Source organism: Lapidilactobacillus salsurivasis, from assembly GCF_054785215.1.
In genome coordinates this window covers 350580-370783 of the sequence record NZ_BAAABI010000003.1, presented here as the reverse complement: position 1 = coordinate 370783, position 20204 = coordinate 350580, and the positions used below count along the sequence as shown (strand labels likewise).

Below are 20204 nucleotides of genomic sequence, written 5' to 3'. Positions count from 1 at the left end.
TTACACCTCTTTTCGCACAGGTGGTCTGGTATCAAAGGCATGGAGCAGTTCTTCAAATACAGGGTGGAACTGTATCACACCGACACGACCATATAAATCACTGATAAGGCATTGCCCGTTTTCCAAATCACGCAATCGCTTCTGATTGTTTTCGTCCTCTGGGTCTACACCAAAAAAGGCTAAGGTCTTTTTAATCTCGTTAAGGTCAGTGGAACGAAATGCAAATTTTAAGCCGAGGTTATTTTTCAGTTTTTCATCTAAGAGGTCGTCTGTATTTTGGGTCACGAAATATACCCCAGCGTTCATAGCACGACCAGCCCGAACCAGCTTCATAGATAGTGTTTTTCCTTGTGCTACCTGTAAAAAGCTCCATGCTTCGTCTAAATCTACAATCTTGAAAATGCTTCGGTCTGTATGGATAAAGTCTAAAGCAAAGGTACTAATGACAATCAGCATAGCAACGGATAAAAGCTCCATAGTGGTATATTCCTCAAAGGAAGTTTCCTTGTCGGGAAGTACCAAGTCCGCAACCTGTATAATGTTCAGTTGTTTTTCTAAGCTGATAGACTGCTCCACATAACCATTACTGAATAATAAATGTGCAAAGTCATAGTCTGTAAAACTTTCGATATGGTCGGCTATACTGGTACTTAGTGGCGTATTCTCAACCCGTAATTCCTCAATCACTTTCATCAACCCTCGTACTTCACTATTGGTTACTGCACGAATGGCTTTTCTAAGGATTGGGAAGCGTTCCCCATCACGAGAGGAAATCCCCGTAAGGAATGTCAGAATATCAATAGCCAGTGATTCAGAATCTTTGGGATTTTTCATAATCACATAAGGGTCAAGTAAGCCTTTGTTTTTCTCATCAGAAGTCAGAGTGACGATATTGATTTCATGGGAAATCTCTGGCAAGGTTTCTTTCCATCTGCCACGTTCTGCTTTTGGGTCTACAATCACTGCTTGTGCCCCATAAAGCACCGCATAATAGACGATAAGGTTATTCGCAAAGGATTTACCACCACCCAGCGAACCAACAAAAGCCGACGCTAACGCATTGGTTACTGAACCCTTAACCCCTTGACTGGCAAGAGCAGGTTTCAGATAGACATTGCGTCCAGTATCTAAGCTGTAGCCAACATAAATCCCCTCATTTTCCCCCAGCATTTGAGTAGCACCAAAACCTAAACCAGCGAGGAAATCAGAGGTCACGTATTGAATATAATCATTCATATAACGCTTGCTGGCAGGTAAAAATTCTTCATGTAAGCCGAGCATATCCCCAAATGGTCGTACCAGTTTTACGCTTAAATCGTCATAAAAATCTTTCACTTCATTACAACGACGTTTGAGTTCGTCAAGATCATTTGCTGATACCCTTACCACATAAGACAGCTTGTACATAGATTCCTTGCTTTGGTCTAAATTGGTTTCCAGCTCATTCACACTTTCCAGAGCTTCCGCCACATTGGAGCTGGTTTCATTATCACTTTGCCAAGCGTGGTTATCCAAGTCTTTCAGTTCTTTCTTTTTATTGCGGACAGTAGATAGGGCTTTACGATTCGCTACAATTTCCACATTCATTGACGTATCAATCGGGAATGTAAATTGCTGTTGCTGGTAGTAGAAGATTTCAGAGGACGGGAAGTCCAGTTCTCCGACAATGCTGTTAATGGTAAAGTAAGCTACATAGACGGTTTCATCTTCCTGCTGGATTTTCAAATATCGCTGTTTTTCTTCCACCAAACAGCGAGTAGGCTTAATCAAGTCATAGTATTTAATCAGCGTTTCATTATCCAGCTTTTTCTTTGATAGATGGTACTCATACTCTTCATAGGCAGTGCCTGTCTGTCCGTAAAGGTGTTCAATCAGATAGCCGAAGTCGTCCTTATCTAACCTGCGGATTTTGAAACGACGAGAGATTTTATTTTCTAAGAGCTTTTCCATCTTCTGAAAACGCAGGATTTCATCATTACTCATACTAACAAAATCGCCCATCAGCTTATGGTTCACATCATAGACAAAATCAGACAAAGCATTTTTTGCTTCAACGGTAAGACTTTTCATAGAAAACTCCTGATCGTTGAGAAGCAACTTAAAGCCGATAAAGAAACGGTAGTTCACTTGATTTTCGCCAATCATGGATATTAAAGCGTCTGTCTGTTGGTCGATTTTGTCATAGGCAACCGCTTTGAGCTTGCCAGTGACTTCATTTTTGGAACGCTCTTGTGCAGAACGTATGCTGGATTCTGTACTGATTTGTAAAGCATGAATTTTGCCATCACGATTTTGTGCGATAAGCTGTCTGAAAGAATCATGCACTTGTATTTTCTGTTCTGGACTTAGAAATGAGTAATTGTAAGGAACAAGCTCATAGTAAGCATAACATTCCCCGTCTTTATTCCAGACGAGATTGTTTTCAATGTATTTAATTGGATATGCCATAAAATTCACTCCTAACTGCTGTAATGGCTTCTTGTGGCTGGTTTCTGCCAAGCGTTACTTTTTTTCCTGCATAGGTCAGCTTTGGTCGCAGTGCATAAGCAATGACAGACTTCAAAAATCCATAAGGCTTTTTACCATCAAAAGTTTTTGTAGACATAAACCATGTGAAAGCCACAGGAATCCCAAAGTATTTGAGAAATGCTCCCTCTATCATGGAAAGAGGGGGCAAGTTGCCAAGTATCATCACTGCAAAGAGTGACACGACAAACCATGTCATTTGCGTAAAGGTTATGGGAAACGGAAGTCTAAAATCATTGATAGAATACAGTACCTTTTCCACAGACCAGATACTGGTATAGCTTCGTATTTTCTTCATGTAATCAATCCTTTCATAAAAAATAGGGGTAGCTGATTGAGCCACCCCGTAAAATAGAAAATCTGCCAGTAGTAATGTACCGACAGATTTAATAGACGATTTCAAAAATCCCATGATTGGTTGAGATAAACGTTCCTGAAAGGTCTAAATCCCGACCATAGGCTTGATAATCAATATAGTTTTGAAGACTAGCTGGTACTTCGCCTAAAGCACCCGTTTCTTCAATGTAGTAGCGTGCCACGTCATACATATCATCACAATCGGAATGAATGATAATATCCTCTTGATGTTCGCTTAGTTCTTCAATGCTTGAAAAATGAGTGAGCAGAGCAGATAGCTCCGATTGTAATTCTTCGGGTAATTCCGATACCATTTCCCATAGTCGATTGAGTTCGCCAATGGAAGTGTATTCGTCAACCGTAAAGGGTAACTCGTAGTCATGAATGGCGTATTCCTCATATTCATCATTCAAGCCGATTTTCTCTTTGACTTCCTCAAAGTCAATGGGAAAGGTAAACCACGCACCGACCAATTCGCCCTCATTGTATTTGCCTAAATTCGCAATATAGACTTGCATATCGTCCATATATTCACGTCCTTTCTTTGTAGAGATTCAAAAATCCCTACCGCACTTCGTTTGGTGTACCATTCCTTTGCGGAACATAAGAAAACCACTTATATTCCACAAAAGAACGGTTTTATTTAAGCACCAATAATGCGATTGAATAGCTCTAGTAAAATGTCTTTTACTCCAGCAGCGTTGAAGACTAAGCCAACCGCAATAATCGCAATAATTAAAAAGCCAATCAGTTTGCTAAACTCACGCTTGAAGCCAAGATACAAGCCAATCACAACGATTGCTAAAAGCACCAGTGATTGAGCGTTTGATAGAAACCAGTTATAAAGGTTTTGTCCAAAATTCATAAAAATGTTCTCCTCTCTATATTCAATGAATTTGTATTTGAGTTATTTTTTTGTTGTTATCACGTCCTGTTCTTTTACTGACTGTTGCTTCAAAATCTGCTTGTGTCGGTCTGTCAGTTTCGCATGGTCGAGAATGTCTTTTACAACCTGCGTCTGGTTGATTTCATCAAGTTTAATCGCAACCTTTAAGGTCGGGGCAACTTGATGAGATAGCCAGTTCAGCGTCCTTTGGAAGGAGTAAGGCTCTGGTTTTGTGGTTAGTTTTAATCGTTCACGATTGTTCCCAATAAACCAAGCCCATTCTTCATTCAGTTTCCAATCAGAACGAGGTTTGGAATCGTCTTTATCTACAAAACGGATATACCGATTGATAATTTTAAAGGCGGTATGCTCTGGATTGTCATAGACGAGTAAATCACGGACTGCATAATAGGCACGCTCATTTTTCAATCGAATCTCAAAACGGTTTTTTACTTCTGCGTCTTCAATGGGAATATCATTTTTCTTGTACTGCTCGTAGTCCTTTTCATAGATACAGAAATAAACTTCACTTTGTAATGAACCGATATAGAGGGTGTTTCCCATACATTCCTTTTCCTCTTTGCGTACCAGTTCGCCACTGCGATAGCTTTTAAAACTGCGGAAGACGGAGATACATTCTTCCTGTTGGCACTTTTCAGTGAGTACAGGGATATTTAAAATCCCTGTCTTATCGTTAATGGCAAGGTCAAGGCGTTTCATCACACCGCCAGCCACCAAAACGTCCATAAAGAACTCATACCAGCTTCTTTGTTGTGCCAGAAGATAGCTTTCAAATTGTCTGCACCCACGACCTTTCAATTCCACCAGAACTCCTTTGTCCAGTTCATGGGAGCAAAGGACGAATATGTCGCCTAAAGCATAATGCTCTGAATAAGAATAGAAACCATAGTCCTCATGAAGAAAATAGGACAGTTTCAGTTGTAAGATGTTTTCGACCACCTGCTGTACGTCTGTTGTCGGAAAGCGAATTCTTACATAATCAAACAGCATTTCAAGGGGAGCGTCGGGATTGAAGCGTTCCAGAGCTTCCCAAAGGGACTGCTGTAAATCCTCTGATGGCTTGACTTTTCCTGTTTCAATATCGCTTAGATACTGCCTTGTAATACCAGTCGCAACAGCTAAACGGTTTTGAGATAGTCCATAAGCCAAGCGTTTTTCTTTTAAATGCTGTAACCAAGTTTGTTCATTCAGTAAAAATCCCTCCAATCAAAAAGGCGTATGTCAACTTTTAAAGCCCATTTGACATACGCTGAAATTTTGTAAATCCCTTGTAACCAAAGGATTTTCTAATGTTTTTTTGACTGTTTCCTGTCGATTTGTACCCCCCTGTTAGATACGGGGGGTTAAGTGCTGGCGTGGCTATTGCCACACCAGCCAGCAAGATCAGTCCACACCTGCGACTTCCGCTTCGCACGTCGCCTGCGTGGACTGTCTGCTGTTGGATAACTTTTTAATTTCCTCCAAGAAATCATATCCTTTTGGTACAAGGGGAGTATAAAACTCTGATATGACACTTGTTCCTACATCAACATAGCCACGACCTTTGATTCGCTTTAAGAAGAAATCCTTTTGTACGTCACTGCCAAACATCATGCCATAGCCCATTTCAGACATACGACCTAAAGCCACTCTGAAATTAAACTGATCACGGATTCCGTCGCCTAAATATTTTGCGTCTGGACGTTGACAAGCCAGTATTAGAAAGAAGCCAGCTTGACGACCTAACATGACAATCTGTTTCAGCTTATTCATAACTGCGGTGTTTTCTTTTGTTCCCAGCATTTCCATGAAAGCGACGTATTCATCAAAGATTAAGAAGTGTGCCGGGAGACCTAAGTAAGCATAATTTTTGCCAGTCTTATAGTTCTTCATCTGCTTCATTTCCTCACTACGTTTCATCATTTCTTCATAGAATGTTTCAATGCAAGAAAGCAAGTCTTCTTTTCTATAGTAGACATTTGCCATCACAGAACCTAAGTCCGCAAGATCAGCATTTTTCGGGTCAAGAATATACAGTTTTGAATCTGTATGAAGCAAGGCTTCAATCAGTGTCAGTATAAAGTAAGTTTTACCGCCACCTGTACCACCAGCAATCAACATATGAGGGAGCTTATCATATTCCCACCATACGTTTTTCATTAAGCGAAGTTTACCATCTTTAGCTTCTACTTCATCAATAGAAATACGACTGGCTATGGTGTCATAGAGCAAAGTATATTCCACATAGGAATCCTTTAACTCTTTATCCGTCAGCTCACAGTACAAGCCACTCTCTAATTTCTTTTCCAAGTGTAAGAGTTGGTCTTGATATTTTCCCAGCGTGATTTCCACCCGTATCTGTATCAAGCCATTTTTAAGTCGATAATACATTTTAGGGAAGTAGGTTATCTTTTCCTTTGTACGACCAGCACTATCTTTAAAGAAACCCTCTGTTTTGACCTGTTCAGATTCATACCACTTGTTTTCAAGTATCATCTTTGCCAGTTTTTGACGGTGGTAAAGTTGTTTAACCGTATCATAGCGAACCCGTTTGAATACAAACGCTACCAGCAAGCAGATAAGAATTGCGACACTGAAACTGATAATTAAATAGGGAATGTCAATCTTATCTGCTTGTGATAGGTTAAAATCCTGCCAGTTGATCTGCTGGATTGTCTTCACATGAAACAGTCCGACAACCAGCAGGAAAACAGGCAGGAGTGACGCTATCGTAAAATGAAAGACTAAATCTTTACCAGATGGGCGAATCCTTTTACCACGCTGTTTCATGCGAAAAAGTCTCCTTTCTACCTAGCGACTATTTGTCTTGTGTCGGTTCTTTCTTTGCTTGTGGTTGAGCTTTGAATGAACTAGAATCCTTTGTCAGCACAATATCGTCTGCCTTGATATACCAGTCAACATCTGCTCCTTGATAGGTGGCAGTAGCAACGGTGTCCGCAATGGGATTGATAAGTTCCACCCGTGCGTTATAATCAAACTCTTTCAAAGGCACGCTGGCAGGAATACTTACTTGAATCATGCGTCCTTGTCCTTTGGATTTTAAGTCATAGGTACGTTCCTTGATTTCATCTGAAACCGACCCGTCTTCATTTTGGATTCTCACTTCACGACGTAGAGCAGAGAATTTCAATTCTCCAAAAGTCGTGTCTTTATCTAATACAATGCCATTTGCTAATCTCATCATTTTTCCTCTCTTTCTTTATTCTTTTATCATGTCGTCAGCATGTAAAAGGTAATTTGTAAAACCACGAGTGCCGATTTTGTAGCCCTCTGCGGTAATACGTGGATTGACTAACTTCACACGTTCCTCAAAGCCGAAATGTTTTTCGCCAGCTTCAGCAGGAAGCACCACCACAATATCATCTGCTCTTTGAACATCAGAATAGAGATTATAGCTTCTTGATAAGACAGTTAGCCGTCCGTTGATTCTTCGCTGAACGACTTTATCCTCGCCAGCAAATTCTAAATTGCCGAATGTTTTTTCCATGTTGGGAATCACAAATTTAAGTTCCATATTTTTACCTATCCTTTCTTTTTTATTGGCTGAATGAATGTTTGATGGTCTTAAAGAGTGGGGAACGACCTTTTGATTCTTGATTTTTTGTTTTCATAAGTTCACTTCCTTTCAAAATCGGGTAAAAAAATAGACACCTCATTTTTTGAAGTGTCTACCTATTAAATATTCAAATTTTATTGGAAGTATCTTTATATCTTCACTTTTCAAGGATAAATCGTCGTATCAAAGCTCATTCATAAGTAGTAAATTAGTAGTAAATTGAGTGGTTTTGACCTTGATAAAGTGTGATAAGTCCAGTTTTTATGCGGATAACTAGATTTTTATGCTATTTTTAAAGTTAAAAAGACGGAATTTCATTTATGATAATGTAATCCTACGTCGCATATGCGTATAGAAGAAACGTCATCTTCGTATACTAAGTATGTTGAAAAAAGGAGGTGACAAAAATGAATAAACGAATTTTCGTAATTGGAACTCCCGGATCAATTGTCAAAGCCGCTGATCAGGATGATGACTTTTCGCCTGAATCAGATATTTTTGAGAATAACTATCCGAACTCAGTGTACCATAATATCAATCCGATGAAGAACGGGGTTGTCGTTAACTGCAATAGTAAAGGCTCAACCGTTATAAACGGATAAATTAGCACCCCCTCGATGACCTAGTCGAGGGGGTGTTTAGGGGATAGCAAGATGAGTTTGAAGGAATATTTTCTCAAGCATTAGTCAGGCGGCGATCGTGGTGCTTTCCGGCTGGTTGGCCTTTCGTGGCTTCATGAAGGTCGGTAGTATCATTACTTGCTCGTCCTTAGGCGGCGTGATTTTCGGTAATTTGACGGCCTTCAGTTTCTCGATCGTCGGTGTGCGTTCGACCAAACCGATCTTGGAGAAATTCCAGATCTCAACAGATGAGGTCACTACATCGCAGCAGGCGGTCCTAACTGATTTTCACGAGCAACTCAAAATGGATCGGGTGACTTACCAATATCCTGGCCAAGCGGCGCCAATTTTGCGCGACTTCAGTTTGCAGATCGACAAGGCGCGGAAATACGCCTTGATTGCTCCCTCCGGTTATGGGAAATCGACGATTCTGAATTTGTTGTTCGCCATGTATGAGGACTACCAAGGCAAGCTGAGTATTGATGGCGTTGATTATCGCCAGCTCAGTGAGGACGCGATCCAAAGTCAGATGCTTTACGTTGATCAACATCCCTATATCTTCGCGGCTAGTTTACGGGACAACATTGTCATGGGGCGGGCAGTGACGCCGGAGAAATTAACCGCTGTTTGCGAGATTTGTGGGATCGATCAATTCTTAGGCGATCTCAGCGCTGGTTTGGAAACCAACTTGCGCCACAGTGGGTCTAATTTATCTGGTGGGCAGATGCAGCGGATCGCGCTGGCCCGGATGTTGTTGAGCGACCGACCGATCCTATTGCTCGATGAGATCACCTCCGCCTTGGATGCGGACACCGCCTTGCGGATCGAGCGGAACATTTTGCAACAACCTGATAAAACCGTGGTGATGGTCACCCATAATCTGCGCGCTGATACCCGGCCACTGTTTGATGAAATTGTCGATTTGACCAAATTAGGGATAGCTGACTAGGTGGTGATTTCCAAGAAATGCTTGCCGTCCCGATCCCAGTTCTCTGGAGCTTGAATTAAGAAGCTTTGGTTCAAGCTACCAGTTAAGCATCACGAGATGCTAACTTCGGCTTCTGGGAGGGTCAGCTTATTAGAGGCCAGAGCCCGCTAAATAAAATCATCTTCCTGTTCCAACAGCGTGAATAACGGTGCCAACAAACGAACTCATCTTCTGAGTTCGTTTTTTTACAGAGATACTTCATAAACTCAGTGAAATCAAGCCGACGTGGCAGAAGGCCAAGGTTGGCACTAACCTTCACTGGTCGATCAGTGCTTTTCCCGCTGAAAGCATTGATAGTAGCGGACTTCTGATAATCAGAAGTCCAGAAATCGTTGATCATAACCGGCTGCTGACAGTCGGTGGTAATCGATAGCTGGCTAGCAGAAGAGCCTAAGCACTTGGGTACCCTCGTGGCTATCTACACAGATCAAATCAGCATGCGCTAAACCCCACCCCAACTGAGGACTGCAAACCACGTCTACCGAGCGGCCAATGGAAAGATCTGCGTCTGGCTCAAGTGGCCGGGAACCTGGCTGGCCAGTGCAAGGGCCAGATCGGGATCAACTCGCGGATCAATACCGAGCAACGTCAATAAGGGCCGCACCAAATCCAGCGTCACTTCCGGCTTAGATGGCGAGTTGACAGTTGTAGCTAAGGCCTGTTGCCAGAGTTGTAACAATAGACTGCCATAAAACCGATTATCTCCAGTCAGCAACTCACGAAACGCGGTCAGATATTTCGACAGCCCTGACCAATTACCGGCAGTTATTTGAAGGCTGATCAATCGCACATAATATTCGAAAAGAGCGCGAACTTGGTCGGGGCTGTGCAAATCCGCTAACGTATAATGGCTGAGGACATTCTGGTAATCGTGCTGAATATCGGTCAAGGAATATGTGTGGAGGATACCGGTATAAAGCAGTAGATCGAAATAATGCGGCACAGTAATTTGATTGAGGAAAGCCTGGGCCGGGGTCAGCAATTCCTGGCTAAGAACTACCTGCCCGCGGGTTTGAAAAGTCTGGGCCCCCTGAATTCTGATCAAGAGATAGAGATAAAATACATCCCGCGTTTCCTGGTAATGGCACCAGTATTCAGAACGTAGTCTCGCCAATCGAGCTCCCCCCAACTCGATTGCGCGTCCCACCTTCAACAGCTGATCCTCCTTATCCACGATGCGCTTCCAACCCTGCGATGCTTGCTCTTGCAACAACAGTGTCACGTATTCATTGGGTAAAATATTAAGGCGATCTAAATATTGAAAGAGAATCTCACCACTTAAGTATGTCCCCCCATTCTCAAACATCGAAAGTGTCGTTCGCGAACAGATTCCCTGGGTCAACATTGCCTGCGTCAACCCCCGTTCACAACGCAATCGTCGAATCATTTGCCCATGGTCCATCGCCGTCAAACTCCCTCTGTGAAAAATACACCAACCGTGTCAATTCCTTGACATTTCAGCTGTTACTATTTTTTTATGGTATAATCAATTTAAATTCAGTATAACTCTGAACTGAGCATAATACAACAAATAGAAGGAGGAATATAGCAGGACAATAGCGCATAGAACGCATATCAACCCAGTAATATCGTTATATTGAATTAAACTTAGAGAGGATGTTCAATAATGGAAAAACGATATACATTTTTGACTGCATTACTTCTTCTTATCAGTTCGTCCATTCCAATGACTTCGCTTGTATCGGCAAGTACAAACGACGAAGTCCCAAGCGGTTTGGGCTTGTCCGACATTGATCATCATACAACACTTAACAAAAAGATCCCCGCCAACAGTGGATCCGGTGGAATTCAGCCATTCGAAGCAACCGGACAGCACTCGACCTCTAAATTGGTTTCAACACATGTTACAAAGAACAAACTATTGAAAGTTCTTACTGGTTATCAGACATCCGAGTCAACTGTCAGTATTTCAATCGGTAGATCCTTCTCTGCCTCTGTGTCAGTTTCAGATGGTGACGGAGGCACTGCAGGTCTCGGGTTCAGTACTTCCATAACAGAAGGCCATTCGTTCAAAGTTCCTAAAGGAAAGAAAGGTGCGGTGGGTTATTATGGCACGGTTACCGCTAAGAAATTCTTGATTTCCGTATACAACAACATGGACAACAGTTTTGTCACAAGTTACTATAGCACTGTTTGCACACTAAGCAACAAGTACTATGGATTGGTGGTGAAGTAGGACATGAACAACAAAAAGAAAACAATCATCATTTCCGGATTAACGCTCCTTCTAGGAATACTTCTCGGTATCGGTGGAGAATACTTTGTTCGGGCACAAATTGCCAAGCAGAATAAACCGACTTATGAAATCGTGATGGGTCCAACCCGAGATACGGTCATCAGGTATACCAAGGTCAAAGGTGAAGTCCATGAATTTCCGAATCCGAGCCAAAAATTATGCGTGGTTGTTTTCAATCGGACCAGCAAACCTAACTACTACGAACTGAGAGAATTGCAAACGCCAGCTTGGTTAAAGTAGCGGGGCAATCAGATTTCGGACATTAGTCGCACACCATTAATACTAACAGAACGCAAAAAAGGGAAAGTTGCGGATGGCAACTTCCCCTTTCGTGTCAATTCGAACTCTATTTTTAGAATGACAGGGCATCCATGAAGCTGGTTGTGTCGGTATGGAAGAGCCAGTCGATCACTTTTTGACTGACGATTGGGGTTTTCTCTACGACGAATTGGGCGACCGGTGAATTGATGTACTGGTTCATGTACCACTCTGGCTGGATCACGTTCAAGATCGCCAAGGCCAAGAAGATGCCCAAGTACATCATCAACCCCGCCAACAACGCGCCACCAAGCCCATTAGCCTGCTTGATCACGGGGAGCCAGGTGACCGATTGTGACAAGCGCCCGATCCAGCGAATCACCAAATGACCGACAAACATGATCACCCAAAAGCCGACTGATTGCCCGATAAACGCCGTCATTTCATTACTGAGGTCATAATTAGTCGCTACCTTGACCAACAAACTCCCCAATTGCTTATCATAAAAAAGCGCCAGTAGAAACACCAGCAACGTTCCCACACTATAAAGTAATTCCTTGATCAGGCCACGTTTGTAGCCGCGATACCACGCCGATAACAGCATGGTGATTAGCGCGATTGTTAGAATCATAATTGCCACTTTCCTTATTTGATACTCTTAGTTTAGCAAGAAATTGGCGCTGAAGCATCATGCTAGAGACGGACTTTACTGCGCAGAGTCGCTGATTCTGAATTTTTCGTTTGATTGCCGGGTGTGGTGGGTTTGGATGGGGACGCAATCGGCTGGGACTGCTGTTGCGGACTGGAACGTGGTGGGCGTCGTTTGAAATTGACCGGTTCCTATTCTCACACCTGCGCTTGATTGCAGGTGTGGGTGGGTTTGGTGGGGACGCAACCGCCTCAGGACGTTTGTCGTGGCTGGAACGCGGTGGGCACTGTTTTGAGCCAATCCGCAAAGACCGCGGCTTGTCTCAAAATCAGGCCTTATTCTAAGCGATAAATCGCTAAGAATAATCTCACCGCTGAGCCACACGTCCTGAGGCGGTTGCTAGGCAGAATTGCGCCTATCTACCATCAAGAGGTAGAATTTGACGAAGTGCTTTTGCAAGCTAGAGGTCAAACAATCCCTCTTTTGGGGGTGGTACGGCAATGCCAACGGATTTGGATTAGTTGGTCGGTACAGTTTGCATCGGTTGAACAGCTTAACCCGTTCCCCAAACAATCCATAGGTGGAAATCGACCAATTCAGCTGATTCACCGAGAACTAGGTTTGTTCATCAGGCAGACTGTTCTGGTGTCACCAATTCAAAGATTGTGACTACTAACCACGGCCGTCATTTGCGTGGTTCCCGATCAATTGGCAACAGCTTGTCAATTGGCGTGAGTGCTCAAACGGCTGCTATAACGTTGAGCGGCTGGAGCGGAGAAATTCGGGGTGAGATCGCCGTAAAATTGTTGAGAGTGCGAGCCGACCTGGTCAGCTTCTGAGCATTAGCCTAGCAACTATTTTGGAGGCTGGGCTTTGCCTCCGGAATAGTTGCGTAGCTAAGCGGAAGAAGCTAGGTCGGCGAACACGTTTAGTGGCTCTGCCACTTAGACCAAGGCTCAGCTTTGAGATTCGCGGGTTTTGCGAAGCTCAAAGTGACGCCCACAGCGATCTCACCCCGAATTTCGCAGCGCAAGCTGCGGTCAAACTACTGGCCGTAAGCGTTGGCGTAAAGTTTAAGTGGGTGGAATAGTTGAAGATAAAAAGGGAGCGATTCCCTTTATGCTAGAATAGTATTGGACTAACAACACTCTAGTTTAGGAGGAATCGCTCTTGAAATCTATTCTACAACAAATCAACACAGAATTGTTAACTTCTTTTGGTTCTGAGGTCGCAAAGCTATTTAATGGCCAATTGGATCTGGCAAATCTTGTAATAAATGGTCAAGAACTTTTCAATACAGCGCTGTGTGAGATGATCGGCCTAGCACTAACACAACAGGATAAACAAATCAGTGAGTCACCATTTCGAAGACGACATTTTCGGATTAAGGATAAACGCAGCCGTGTGTTGGATACAAGTGCTGGATCGGTCACTTACGAACGTCGCTATTATGAGGAGAAGACCACAAATGAATTGATTTTCTTACTGGATGAAACCGTCGGAATTGAGAAACGTAGTCGGTTGAGTTTGGATCTTAAGGCCGCCTTATTATCTGATGCGACTCTGATGTCTTATCGCCAGTCTGCTAAGCATAATGGCGGTCCAGTAACTACTAGCGCCAGTACCGTCAAGAACATTGTCCATAGCGCCAACGGCGCAATCACTGCTCTTGATCAAATCGGAGAGGAGATACGATCAGTTCCTGAAATACTCTACGTTGAAGCCGATGAGGACCACGTTGCCCACCAGGATGGTACTAATCATTTTCTAAAATTAGTTTACGTTCACGAGGGGTACATCAAGAATGGTGCTAATAAGTTTACACTGAAGAATCCACTATTCGTGACAGGAGAATATCCGACGGCAGAAGGAACTGAGGAGCTATGGCAAACCTTACTAGACTGTATTGAAAAGCAATATGGTGGGAAGTATCCGAAGAAGTTCTTTTTAGCTGGGGATGGTGCTCAATGGATCAAGTCTGGCGTTGCGTATTTACCGAATTGTACGCTAGTCTACGACAAGTTTCACTTAAAGAAAGTCTGTAAGAAGGCAGCTATTGGTATTGGTGGTGATCTTCACAAGACGTTGATGGGATGGGCTTTACAAGGACATTCATCTTATTTGGATGACTATTTTAAAATAAGATTCAATGACCCTGACCTACGTTCTTCTGAGCGAAGTGCATTACTTGAGTCGAGAAGATTAATCCGTCGTAATTGGAAATCAATCCAAGCAAATAATACGCTTGGTTTTCATGGATGTTCCGCAGAAGGGCATGTCAGCAATCTACTCTCAATACGTTTTAGTTCGCGCCCGATGGGCTGGTCTCAAAAAGGTACAGATAGCTTATCACAGACACGTGTTTTCGTTCTTAAAGACGGAAAGGTGCTTGAAAGACTACAGGAGCGCCAAAAGGCGCAGACAAAGGTCAAAGTGAATCTTAGAGTCGATAACCGTCTACGGCGAAAATATAACACCCAGATTGAGAAATATGCGGCAGTTGCGAGTGCTCATTTTGTGGCCCAAGCGAATGGTCTTATGCGAGAGTGGCAACACGGAATCACACATTGAATCAGTAACGTGAGAAAAATCAGGTAGTATGTACTAACGGCCCGAGTGGTGCCATCAGTACTCAGATAATTCTGGCAAATATCTTTATTACTAAAACCCACGTTAACTTGACGCCATCGCCGCAAGCACATTTTTTGCAACCGCTTTCAGACTTTGCTATGATGAACTTAAGAAGAGAAGCACGTCGCGATCCTGCCCAAACGGATCGTTAAGCCCAGTGTTGCATCGGGGCAATTGTCCAAACCACCCGAACCATTTGATTGAACTGGCAGTTGCCATTTTGATTTCTGTTCAAGGCCAAACTCCGATGACTAACGTCGCTTCTCCAGATGTAATACTGGCAAAAAAGCCACCGAGATTTCTGCTCGGTGGCTTTTTGTGTCATGTTATCTGATTGTTATTTTAGATTGAGGCTGACCACATCGGCCTGTGGTAAGGTCGTGGTATCCGTCAAATCGAAATGAGTGATCGTGGTCACCTTGGCCACTCCCGGAACGTGGCTGGTCACCACTTCTGCTGGCGCGAAGTGTGCTTGCACATCGGTTGACCGCGGTAAGACGATTACGCTGAGATTCGCGTTGGCGGTCAAGTGATCCGGCTGATCCAAGCGCACGCCTTCAGCGAAGAAGCTGGCAACATCGGCCGCCGACCGAAAATCAGGGCATTTGACCCCACTGATAAACACAATCCGTTGACCAACGGGATATAAATAGCCTTCAACTTTCTCGGTAACATTGACCACTGGTACCACAGAATCCATCGGCTGATCCGTCACCGCAATTGAGCCTTTACCCGGCGCTACCGCCGCACTTTTCGGTACATTGACCGTGCTTTCAACCACGTTTGGTTGCCGCCATGGTTGTAATGTTAAAGTCAGGCCGCAGATAATCCCGAGACCGATCATGATTCTTTTAACTAATTTATTGCGCCTTTGCTGTGACATTATCCTCGCCCTTTCTCTGCTATCACAGTTCTACCTAAACCCGGGCCGTGAATTTCGGCCTGTGGTTCGACTAACTTTACTTTAGCACACTACTCGCGATTAACCACGGGGCTAAAGTCTCAACTTTTTGTAAGCCTTATCAACGCGCGCTGCCCAGCGCCGCGATTTAGCCCATGGTGATCCCCATGCCAAAAAATAAGCCAACAAATATCATACTGCTTGCCCCGACCGCTTGTAAAGCAATTTTCATTGGTGCGCTCTCCAATACAAAAAGCCCCAGCAACCGATCGCGCTGATTCAACGCAAAGATTCGCTGGGACTTTGATTCAAATCAGCGCTAAACAACTGCTAGTCAGGCCAACCGATTATTCGGTCAACCCGGCTTCAGAAGCGATGATCTGCAAATCTCCATTTAATTGCCATTCCTTGATTTGGAAAGGCAGAATGAAATGTTCGCCTTTTTTCAGGTCGTAGGTCTGACCATCACAGGTAATACTTCCGGAACCGGCGACGACGGAAACCAGCGTGTATGGCGCCGCGCCGCGGTGTAAGGTCAATTCGCCGTTAACACGCCATTCGTAAACACTGAAGAACGGTGATAATGGTGCTTGGACGAAGGTTTTGACGTAAGAATCGCCGTATTTCTGCTCGGTGATGTGCAATTCAGGATCGTGGGAAGGTACCGTGGTTACATCGATCGATTGTTTTAAATGCAGGTCCCGTTGTTTGCCGTTTTTCGCGTCGACCCGGTCGTAATCGTAAAGCCGATAAGTGGTATCACTGCTTTGTTGCGTTTCCAAAACAACGATGCCCTTATTTAAGGCGTGGATCGTGCCACTGGGAACGTAAACGAAATCGCCAGTTTTAACTGGGTATTTCCGCAAAAGGTGTTCCCAATCGCCTTGATCGATCATTTCTTGCAGCTGCGCCCGCGTTTGCGCGTGATGTCCGTAAATCAAATAAGAGTTCGGCTCCGCGCTTAAGACGTACCAGCATTCCGTCTTGCCTAATTCATGCTCGTGTTCCTCCGCGTAAGCGTCATCGGGATGGACCTGAACCGATAAACTGGCTTCCGCGTCCAAGATTTTTGTCAAAAGCGGGAAGACTTTACCTGGAGCGTTGCCAAATAATTCTTTATGTTGATCCCACAATTCAGCGACATTCAAACCTTTATACGGGCCATTTTCCACGGTGCTTGGGCCGTGGGGATGGGCGGAGATGGCCCAACATTCGCCAATATCACCGTCGGGGATCTGATAACCCCAGTCTGTGGCTAGCTTACGGCCGCCCCAAATTTTCTCTTGAAAATATGGCTTCAAAAATAATGGTTCCATTAATTTCAGCTCCCTTGATCTTTTCATTTCAAATCGTACACCGATTTTGTAACAAAAGCTATCTTAGCTATCGTGGATATTCCCTAAATTTGTGACTAGACAGCGGCTTGGGCTGGCTTTGAATTGCTTGGATTGCTGAAAGTATGATGTCCGCAGCTTGCGCTGCGAAATTCGGGGTGAGCTAGCTGTGGGCGTCACTTTGAGCTTTTCGGAAGAGCGCCTAAAATCTCAAAGCTGATCCTTGTCCTAAGCGGCAGAGCCGCCAAGGACAATTTCACGGCGATCTCACCCCGAATTTCTCCGCTCCAGCCGCTCAACGTTATAACAGTCGCTTGAGCACTCACGCCAATTGGTAAGCTATGGCCGATTGATGGGGCGCCACGCATTTGACGACCATGCCTAGTGGCCACAAGCTTTAAATTGGTGACACCAGTGAAGCCTGTCTGATGAACTAAGGCAAGTTCTTGTTGAATCAACTGGATCGGTCAGTTTTCAACCCAAACCCGCTTAGGTAAGTGAGATAAAGTTGGTGGCACTATCCGAAATGTATCAACCTACTAATCCAAATCTGCTGATGTTGCCATACCACCCCAAAAGTGGGCGATTGTTTTGACCTCTAGCTTGCAAAAGCACTCCGTCTAATCCTTCGTCTCGATTGCAGATAAGCTCAATTCTGCCTAGCAACCGCCTCAGGACGTGTGGCTCTATTCAGAGTGAGAGCCGACCTGGTCAGCTTCTGAGCATTAGCCTAGCAAGGATTTTGGAAGCTGAAGTTTGCTTCCGGAAGCCTTGCGTAGCTAAGCGGAAGAAGCTAGGTCGGCGAACACGTTTCAGCGGTGAAATTTGTCGGTTCTTTCTAACGTTTGGCGAATGGCCTTAAAATTTCTTGATAATCGAGAGTCTTGCTTCCGAAATTTGAGAAATTGCAACACTCAACATTAGATAATAGGTTGGCTTGATGCGGCCATTTATTTCCTATCGCTCCAATTAATTTAGTTGGAGTATTTATTCGTCGTCTTGAAAGCTGCTATATCAGCGCTGATCGCGTTTTCGCCAAAGTTTAGAAAGAACCAATTTGTCTTAGTGGCTTTGCCACTTAGACAAAGACCTGATTTTGAGACAAGCCGCGCACTTTGCGGATTGGCTCAAAACAGTGTCCACTGCGTTCGAAACAGAGTGCGCAGCGCAACGGGTTGACATCGAGCATTAGCCTAGCAACTGTTTTGGAAGCCGCACTTTGCTTCCGAAACAATTGCGTAGCTAAGCACAGAAGTCAGTTGCGTGGAACACGTTTCGAAACAGAGTGCGAACCGACCCGGGTAGCTCCTGAGCATTAGCCTAGCAAGGATTTTGGGAGCTGAACTTTGCTCCCGGAAGCCTTGCGTAGCTAAGCGCAGGGAGCTGGGTCGGTGAGCACGTTTCGAAACAGAGTGTGTAGCGCAACGGGTTGACTTCGAGCATTAGCCTAGCAACTGTTTTGGAAGCAGCACTTGGCTTCCGAAACAGTTGCGTAGCTAAGCACAGAAGTCAGTTGCGCGGAGCACGTTTCCAGTCCGCAACAGCAGTCCCAGCCGGTTGCGCTCACGCGCAACACCCACCAAAACCTGCAATCAAACAAGGATTCAAGAATGGAACCCTACATTTCCGCGCCGTTACTAGCGATAACTTTTTTCAGCCAATGATAACTCTTCTTGGGCACCCGCTTCATATCGCGCAAATCGTGGTTGGTTCGATTAACATAGACCACCCCATAACGCTTGCGCATATCGCCCTGCGAACTGAGGATATCGATCAAGCCCCAGCCTAAATAACCGATCACGTCAGCGCCATCAATGAAGACCGCATCTTTGATGGCTTGGATGTGTTCACGGTGGTAGACGATGCGGTAGTCATCTTGGATTTCATCGTGACCATCCCAAGTTTCAATCACGCCAATACCGTTTTCGATCGGGAAAATCGGCAGCCGATAGCGATTCCACATTTTGACAATGATATTGCGGAAGCCGAGGGGATCGATTTGCCAATCCCATTCGGTGGTATCCAGGTATGGATTGCTCTGTAAGTGGGCGCCGGAGTTTTCCAGCAATTCGGCGAGATCCTTGATCGTGTCCGCGTTCAGTGTGGTCGAGCGGTAATAACTGAATGGTAAGAAGTCACTGCGTTGTTGCTTGATCACGTCTAGATCGCCAGCTTTGATCATCGTAAAGCCTTGTTGTTCGATGATGTTTAGGAAGGCGGGCACGTAGCCGCGACCGGTGAAGGCGTCTAACAGGTTATAATTGTAGAATTGATTGATTTGTTCGGTGTAGAAATTATCCGCTGGTTTAGCGGTGGCTGGATAGAGTTCGGTATATGCCAGCATTCCGCCGATTTTAGCGTCAGTGGTGGCGTGTAAATAATTAGCGACTTGGGCATGGGCCAGCATGACATGGTGACTGATGGTCAGGATGTTCTCCAAGGTGTCCGGGGTGTCCAAAGCGCCGGCGATTTTAGCGGCGCCGGGCATGGAATAGAGGTTCTGCTCGTTAAAAGTTAGCCAATATGGGACTTTCCCAGCGAACTCGTCGATCATCTTCTGGCCGTAGCGAACAAAAGCGGCGACAACTTCGCGACTCATGAAGCCGTGATATTTCTGGGCCAGCGCCAGGGGCATGTCGAAATGATACAGGCAGATCATTGGGGTGATGCCGCGGGCAAGCAGGCCATCAATGAAGTCGTGGTAGAATTGAATGCCCGCTTGATTGAAGTCGCCTTCGCCATCAGGTTGGACCCGACTCCACGAAATTTGGAAGCGATAGCAGTTCATTCCCAAGTCTTGCATCAGATCGAAGTCTTCTGGATAGCGGTGATAATCGTCGATCGCCACTTTCCAATCCGAACGATGCTCACCTGGTTCAACTAAATCATAAACGGACGGGCCTTTACCACCTTCGTTATAAGCGCCCTCAGTCTGCATACTGGAGACGGAGTTGCCCCATAAGAAATCCTTGTTGAATGCTGTAGTTGACATATTAACCTCCATATAAGTGTTTACTCACTTCTTCAGTATACGTTAAATCGCGCCGAATATTAAGGGGGTAATCTGTCTAAAAAAGCTAGACATTTTTGGTCAGCTTGACTTATTAAAATGTAGACCAAGTTAGACGGCTTTTTCCGTAATGGCGGCACGCAAAACTAGGTTCATGCGGCCGGATTTTCGACCAACGGATTCGTGGCGATAAATTCAGATTTTTTGCGG

Annotated in this window: 23 protein-coding genes; 8 read left to right on the top strand and 15 right to left on the bottom strand. The window is 44.6% G+C overall.

From position 1 onward, the window contains the following. From tcpF to ACYVSB_RS05740, 8 genes are all read right to left on the bottom strand, one after another. Window positions 1-2448, bottom strand: a complete 2448-nt coding sequence (gene tcpF / locus ACYVSB_RS05775) for a conjugal transfer ATPase TcpF (RefSeq protein ID WP_000331160.1) — start codon at window positions 2446-2448, stop codon at window positions 1-3. Further along, on the bottom strand, window positions 2432-2824 hold the full coding sequence (locus ACYVSB_RS05770; protein WP_000723888.1) for a conjugal transfer protein: 393 nt from the start codon (window positions 2822-2824) through the stop codon (window positions 2432-2434). The genes tcpF and ACYVSB_RS05770 overlap by 17 nt, the downstream gene beginning before the upstream one ends. Before the next feature lie 88 nt (window positions 2825-2912). Then, on the bottom strand, window positions 2913-3410 hold the full coding sequence (locus tag ACYVSB_RS05765) for an antirestriction protein ArdA (protein WP_000342539.1): 498 nt from the start codon (window positions 3408-3410) through the stop codon (window positions 2913-2915). Window positions 3411-3526: 116 nt separating this feature from the next. Further along, window positions 3527-3748, bottom strand: a complete 222-nt coding sequence (locus tag ACYVSB_RS05760) for a hypothetical protein (RefSeq protein ID WP_001009056.1) — start codon at window positions 3746-3748, stop codon at window positions 3527-3529. 42 nt (window positions 3749-3790) lie between these two features. Then, on the bottom strand, window positions 3791-4996 hold the full coding sequence (gene mobT / locus ACYVSB_RS05755; RefSeq protein ID WP_000398284.1) for a MobT family relaxase: 1206 nt from the start codon (window positions 4994-4996) through the stop codon (window positions 3791-3793). Window positions 4997-5173: 177 nt separating this feature from the next. Next, on the bottom strand, window positions 5174-6559 hold the full coding sequence (locus tag ACYVSB_RS05750; RefSeq protein WP_000813488.1) for an FtsK/SpoIIIE domain-containing protein: 1386 nt from the start codon (window positions 6557-6559) through the stop codon (window positions 5174-5176). A gap of 28 nt (window positions 6560-6587) precedes the next feature. Further along, window positions 6588-6974: a YdcP family protein gene (locus tag ACYVSB_RS05745; protein ID WP_000985015.1), complete on the bottom strand. Its 387-nt coding sequence runs from the start codon at window positions 6972-6974 to the stop codon at window positions 6588-6590. 15 nt (window positions 6975-6989) lie between these two features. Next, window positions 6990-7304, bottom strand: a complete 315-nt coding sequence (locus ACYVSB_RS05740) for a YdcP family protein (RefSeq protein WP_000420682.1) — start codon at window positions 7302-7304, stop codon at window positions 6990-6992. 449 nt (window positions 7305-7753) lie between these two features. On the opposite strand from ACYVSB_RS05740, the gene ACYVSB_RS05735 reads away from it, so the two are divergent. Beyond that, complete coding sequence (locus tag ACYVSB_RS05735; RefSeq protein ID WP_461218739.1) at window positions 7754-7948, top strand: hypothetical protein; 195 nt, start codon at window positions 7754-7756, stop codon at window positions 7946-7948. Between the two features lie 100 nt (window positions 7949-8048). After that, window positions 8049-8915 carry an ATP-binding cassette domain-containing protein gene (locus ACYVSB_RS05730; protein WP_461218738.1) on the top strand — a complete coding sequence of 289 codons (867 nt, stop codon included), beginning with the start codon at window positions 8049-8051 and terminating at the stop codon, window positions 8913-8915. 517 nt (window positions 8916-9432) lie between these two features. Here the strand turns inward: ACYVSB_RS05730 and ACYVSB_RS05725 are convergent. Continuing rightward, window positions 9433-10341 (bottom strand): helix-turn-helix domain-containing protein, encoded by a 909-nt coding sequence (locus ACYVSB_RS05725; RefSeq protein ID WP_461218737.1) that lies wholly within the window; start codon window positions 10339-10341, stop codon window positions 9433-9435. Between the two features lie 240 nt (window positions 10342-10581). Between ACYVSB_RS05725 and ACYVSB_RS05720 the strand changes: the two genes are divergently transcribed. Further along, on the top strand, window positions 10582-11151 hold the full coding sequence (locus tag ACYVSB_RS05720) for a hypothetical protein (protein ID WP_461218736.1): 570 nt from the start codon (window positions 10582-10584) through the stop codon (window positions 11149-11151). Between the two features lie 3 nt (window positions 11152-11154). Continuing rightward, the gene (locus tag ACYVSB_RS05715) at window positions 11155-11451 is read left to right on the top strand and encodes a hypothetical protein (protein ID WP_461218735.1); all 297 of its coding nucleotides are present in this window, start codon (window positions 11155-11157) and stop codon (window positions 11449-11451) included. A 112-nt stretch (window positions 11452-11563) separates the two neighbouring features. Here the strand turns inward: ACYVSB_RS05715 and ACYVSB_RS05710 are convergent, their stop codons facing one another. Continuing rightward, window positions 11564-12100: a CvpA family protein gene (locus ACYVSB_RS05710; RefSeq protein WP_461218734.1), complete on the bottom strand. Its 537-nt coding sequence runs from the start codon at window positions 12098-12100 to the stop codon at window positions 11564-11566. Window positions 12101-12175: 75 nt separating this feature from the next. After that, window positions 12176-12502 carry a hypothetical protein gene (locus ACYVSB_RS05705; RefSeq protein WP_461218733.1) on the bottom strand — a complete coding sequence of 109 codons (327 nt, stop codon included), beginning with the start codon at window positions 12500-12502 and terminating at the stop codon, window positions 12176-12178. A 281-nt stretch (window positions 12503-12783) separates the two neighbouring features. Between ACYVSB_RS05705 and ACYVSB_RS05700 the strand changes: the two genes are divergently transcribed. The 3 genes from ACYVSB_RS05700 to ACYVSB_RS05690 all read left to right on the top strand — a co-directional run bounded on the left by ACYVSB_RS05700 (window position 12784) and on the right by ACYVSB_RS05690 (window position 14689). Then, window positions 12784-12957 (top strand): hypothetical protein, encoded by a 174-nt coding sequence (locus tag ACYVSB_RS05700; RefSeq protein ID WP_461218732.1) that lies wholly within the window; start codon window positions 12784-12786, stop codon window positions 12955-12957. A gap of 92 nt (window positions 12958-13049) precedes the next feature. Continuing rightward, window positions 13050-13208: a hypothetical protein gene (locus tag ACYVSB_RS05695; protein ID WP_461218731.1), complete on the top strand. Its 159-nt coding sequence runs from the start codon at window positions 13050-13052 to the stop codon at window positions 13206-13208. A gap of 80 nt (window positions 13209-13288) precedes the next feature. Beyond that, window positions 13289-14689 carry an ISLre2 family transposase gene (locus tag ACYVSB_RS05690; RefSeq protein WP_461218730.1) on the top strand — a complete coding sequence of 467 codons (1401 nt, stop codon included), beginning with the start codon at window positions 13289-13291 and terminating at the stop codon, window positions 14687-14689. Between the two features lie 397 nt (window positions 14690-15086). On the opposite strand, the gene ACYVSB_RS05685 is transcribed toward ACYVSB_RS05690, so the two are convergent. From ACYVSB_RS05685 to ACYVSB_RS05675, 3 genes are all read right to left on the bottom strand, one after another. Continuing rightward, window positions 15087-15632, bottom strand: coding sequence for a hypothetical protein (locus ACYVSB_RS05685; protein WP_461218729.1), 546 nt, complete (start codon window positions 15630-15632; stop codon window positions 15087-15089). Between the two features lie 365 nt (window positions 15633-15997). After that, window positions 15998-16966, bottom strand: a complete 969-nt coding sequence (gene manA, locus ACYVSB_RS05680; RefSeq protein ID WP_461218728.1) for a mannose-6-phosphate isomerase, class I — start codon at window positions 16964-16966, stop codon at window positions 15998-16000. A 194-nt stretch (window positions 16967-17160) separates the two neighbouring features. Beyond that, on the bottom strand, window positions 17161-17442 hold the full coding sequence (locus tag ACYVSB_RS05675) for a hypothetical protein (RefSeq protein ID WP_461218727.1): 282 nt from the start codon (window positions 17440-17442) through the stop codon (window positions 17161-17163). A gap of 541 nt (window positions 17443-17983) precedes the next feature. Between ACYVSB_RS05675 and ACYVSB_RS05670 the strand changes: the two genes are divergently transcribed. Continuing rightward, window positions 17984-18163 (top strand): hypothetical protein, encoded by a 180-nt coding sequence (locus tag ACYVSB_RS05670; RefSeq protein ID WP_461218726.1) that lies wholly within the window; start codon window positions 17984-17986, stop codon window positions 18161-18163. 439 nt (window positions 18164-18602) lie between these two features. On the opposite strand, the gene ACYVSB_RS05665 is transcribed toward ACYVSB_RS05670, so the two are convergent. Next, the gene (locus ACYVSB_RS05665) at window positions 18603-19976 is read right to left on the bottom strand and encodes a glycoside hydrolase family 1 protein (protein ID WP_125599673.1); all 1374 of its coding nucleotides are present in this window, start codon (window positions 19974-19976) and stop codon (window positions 18603-18605) included. Window positions 19977-20204: the final 228 nt, after the last annotated feature.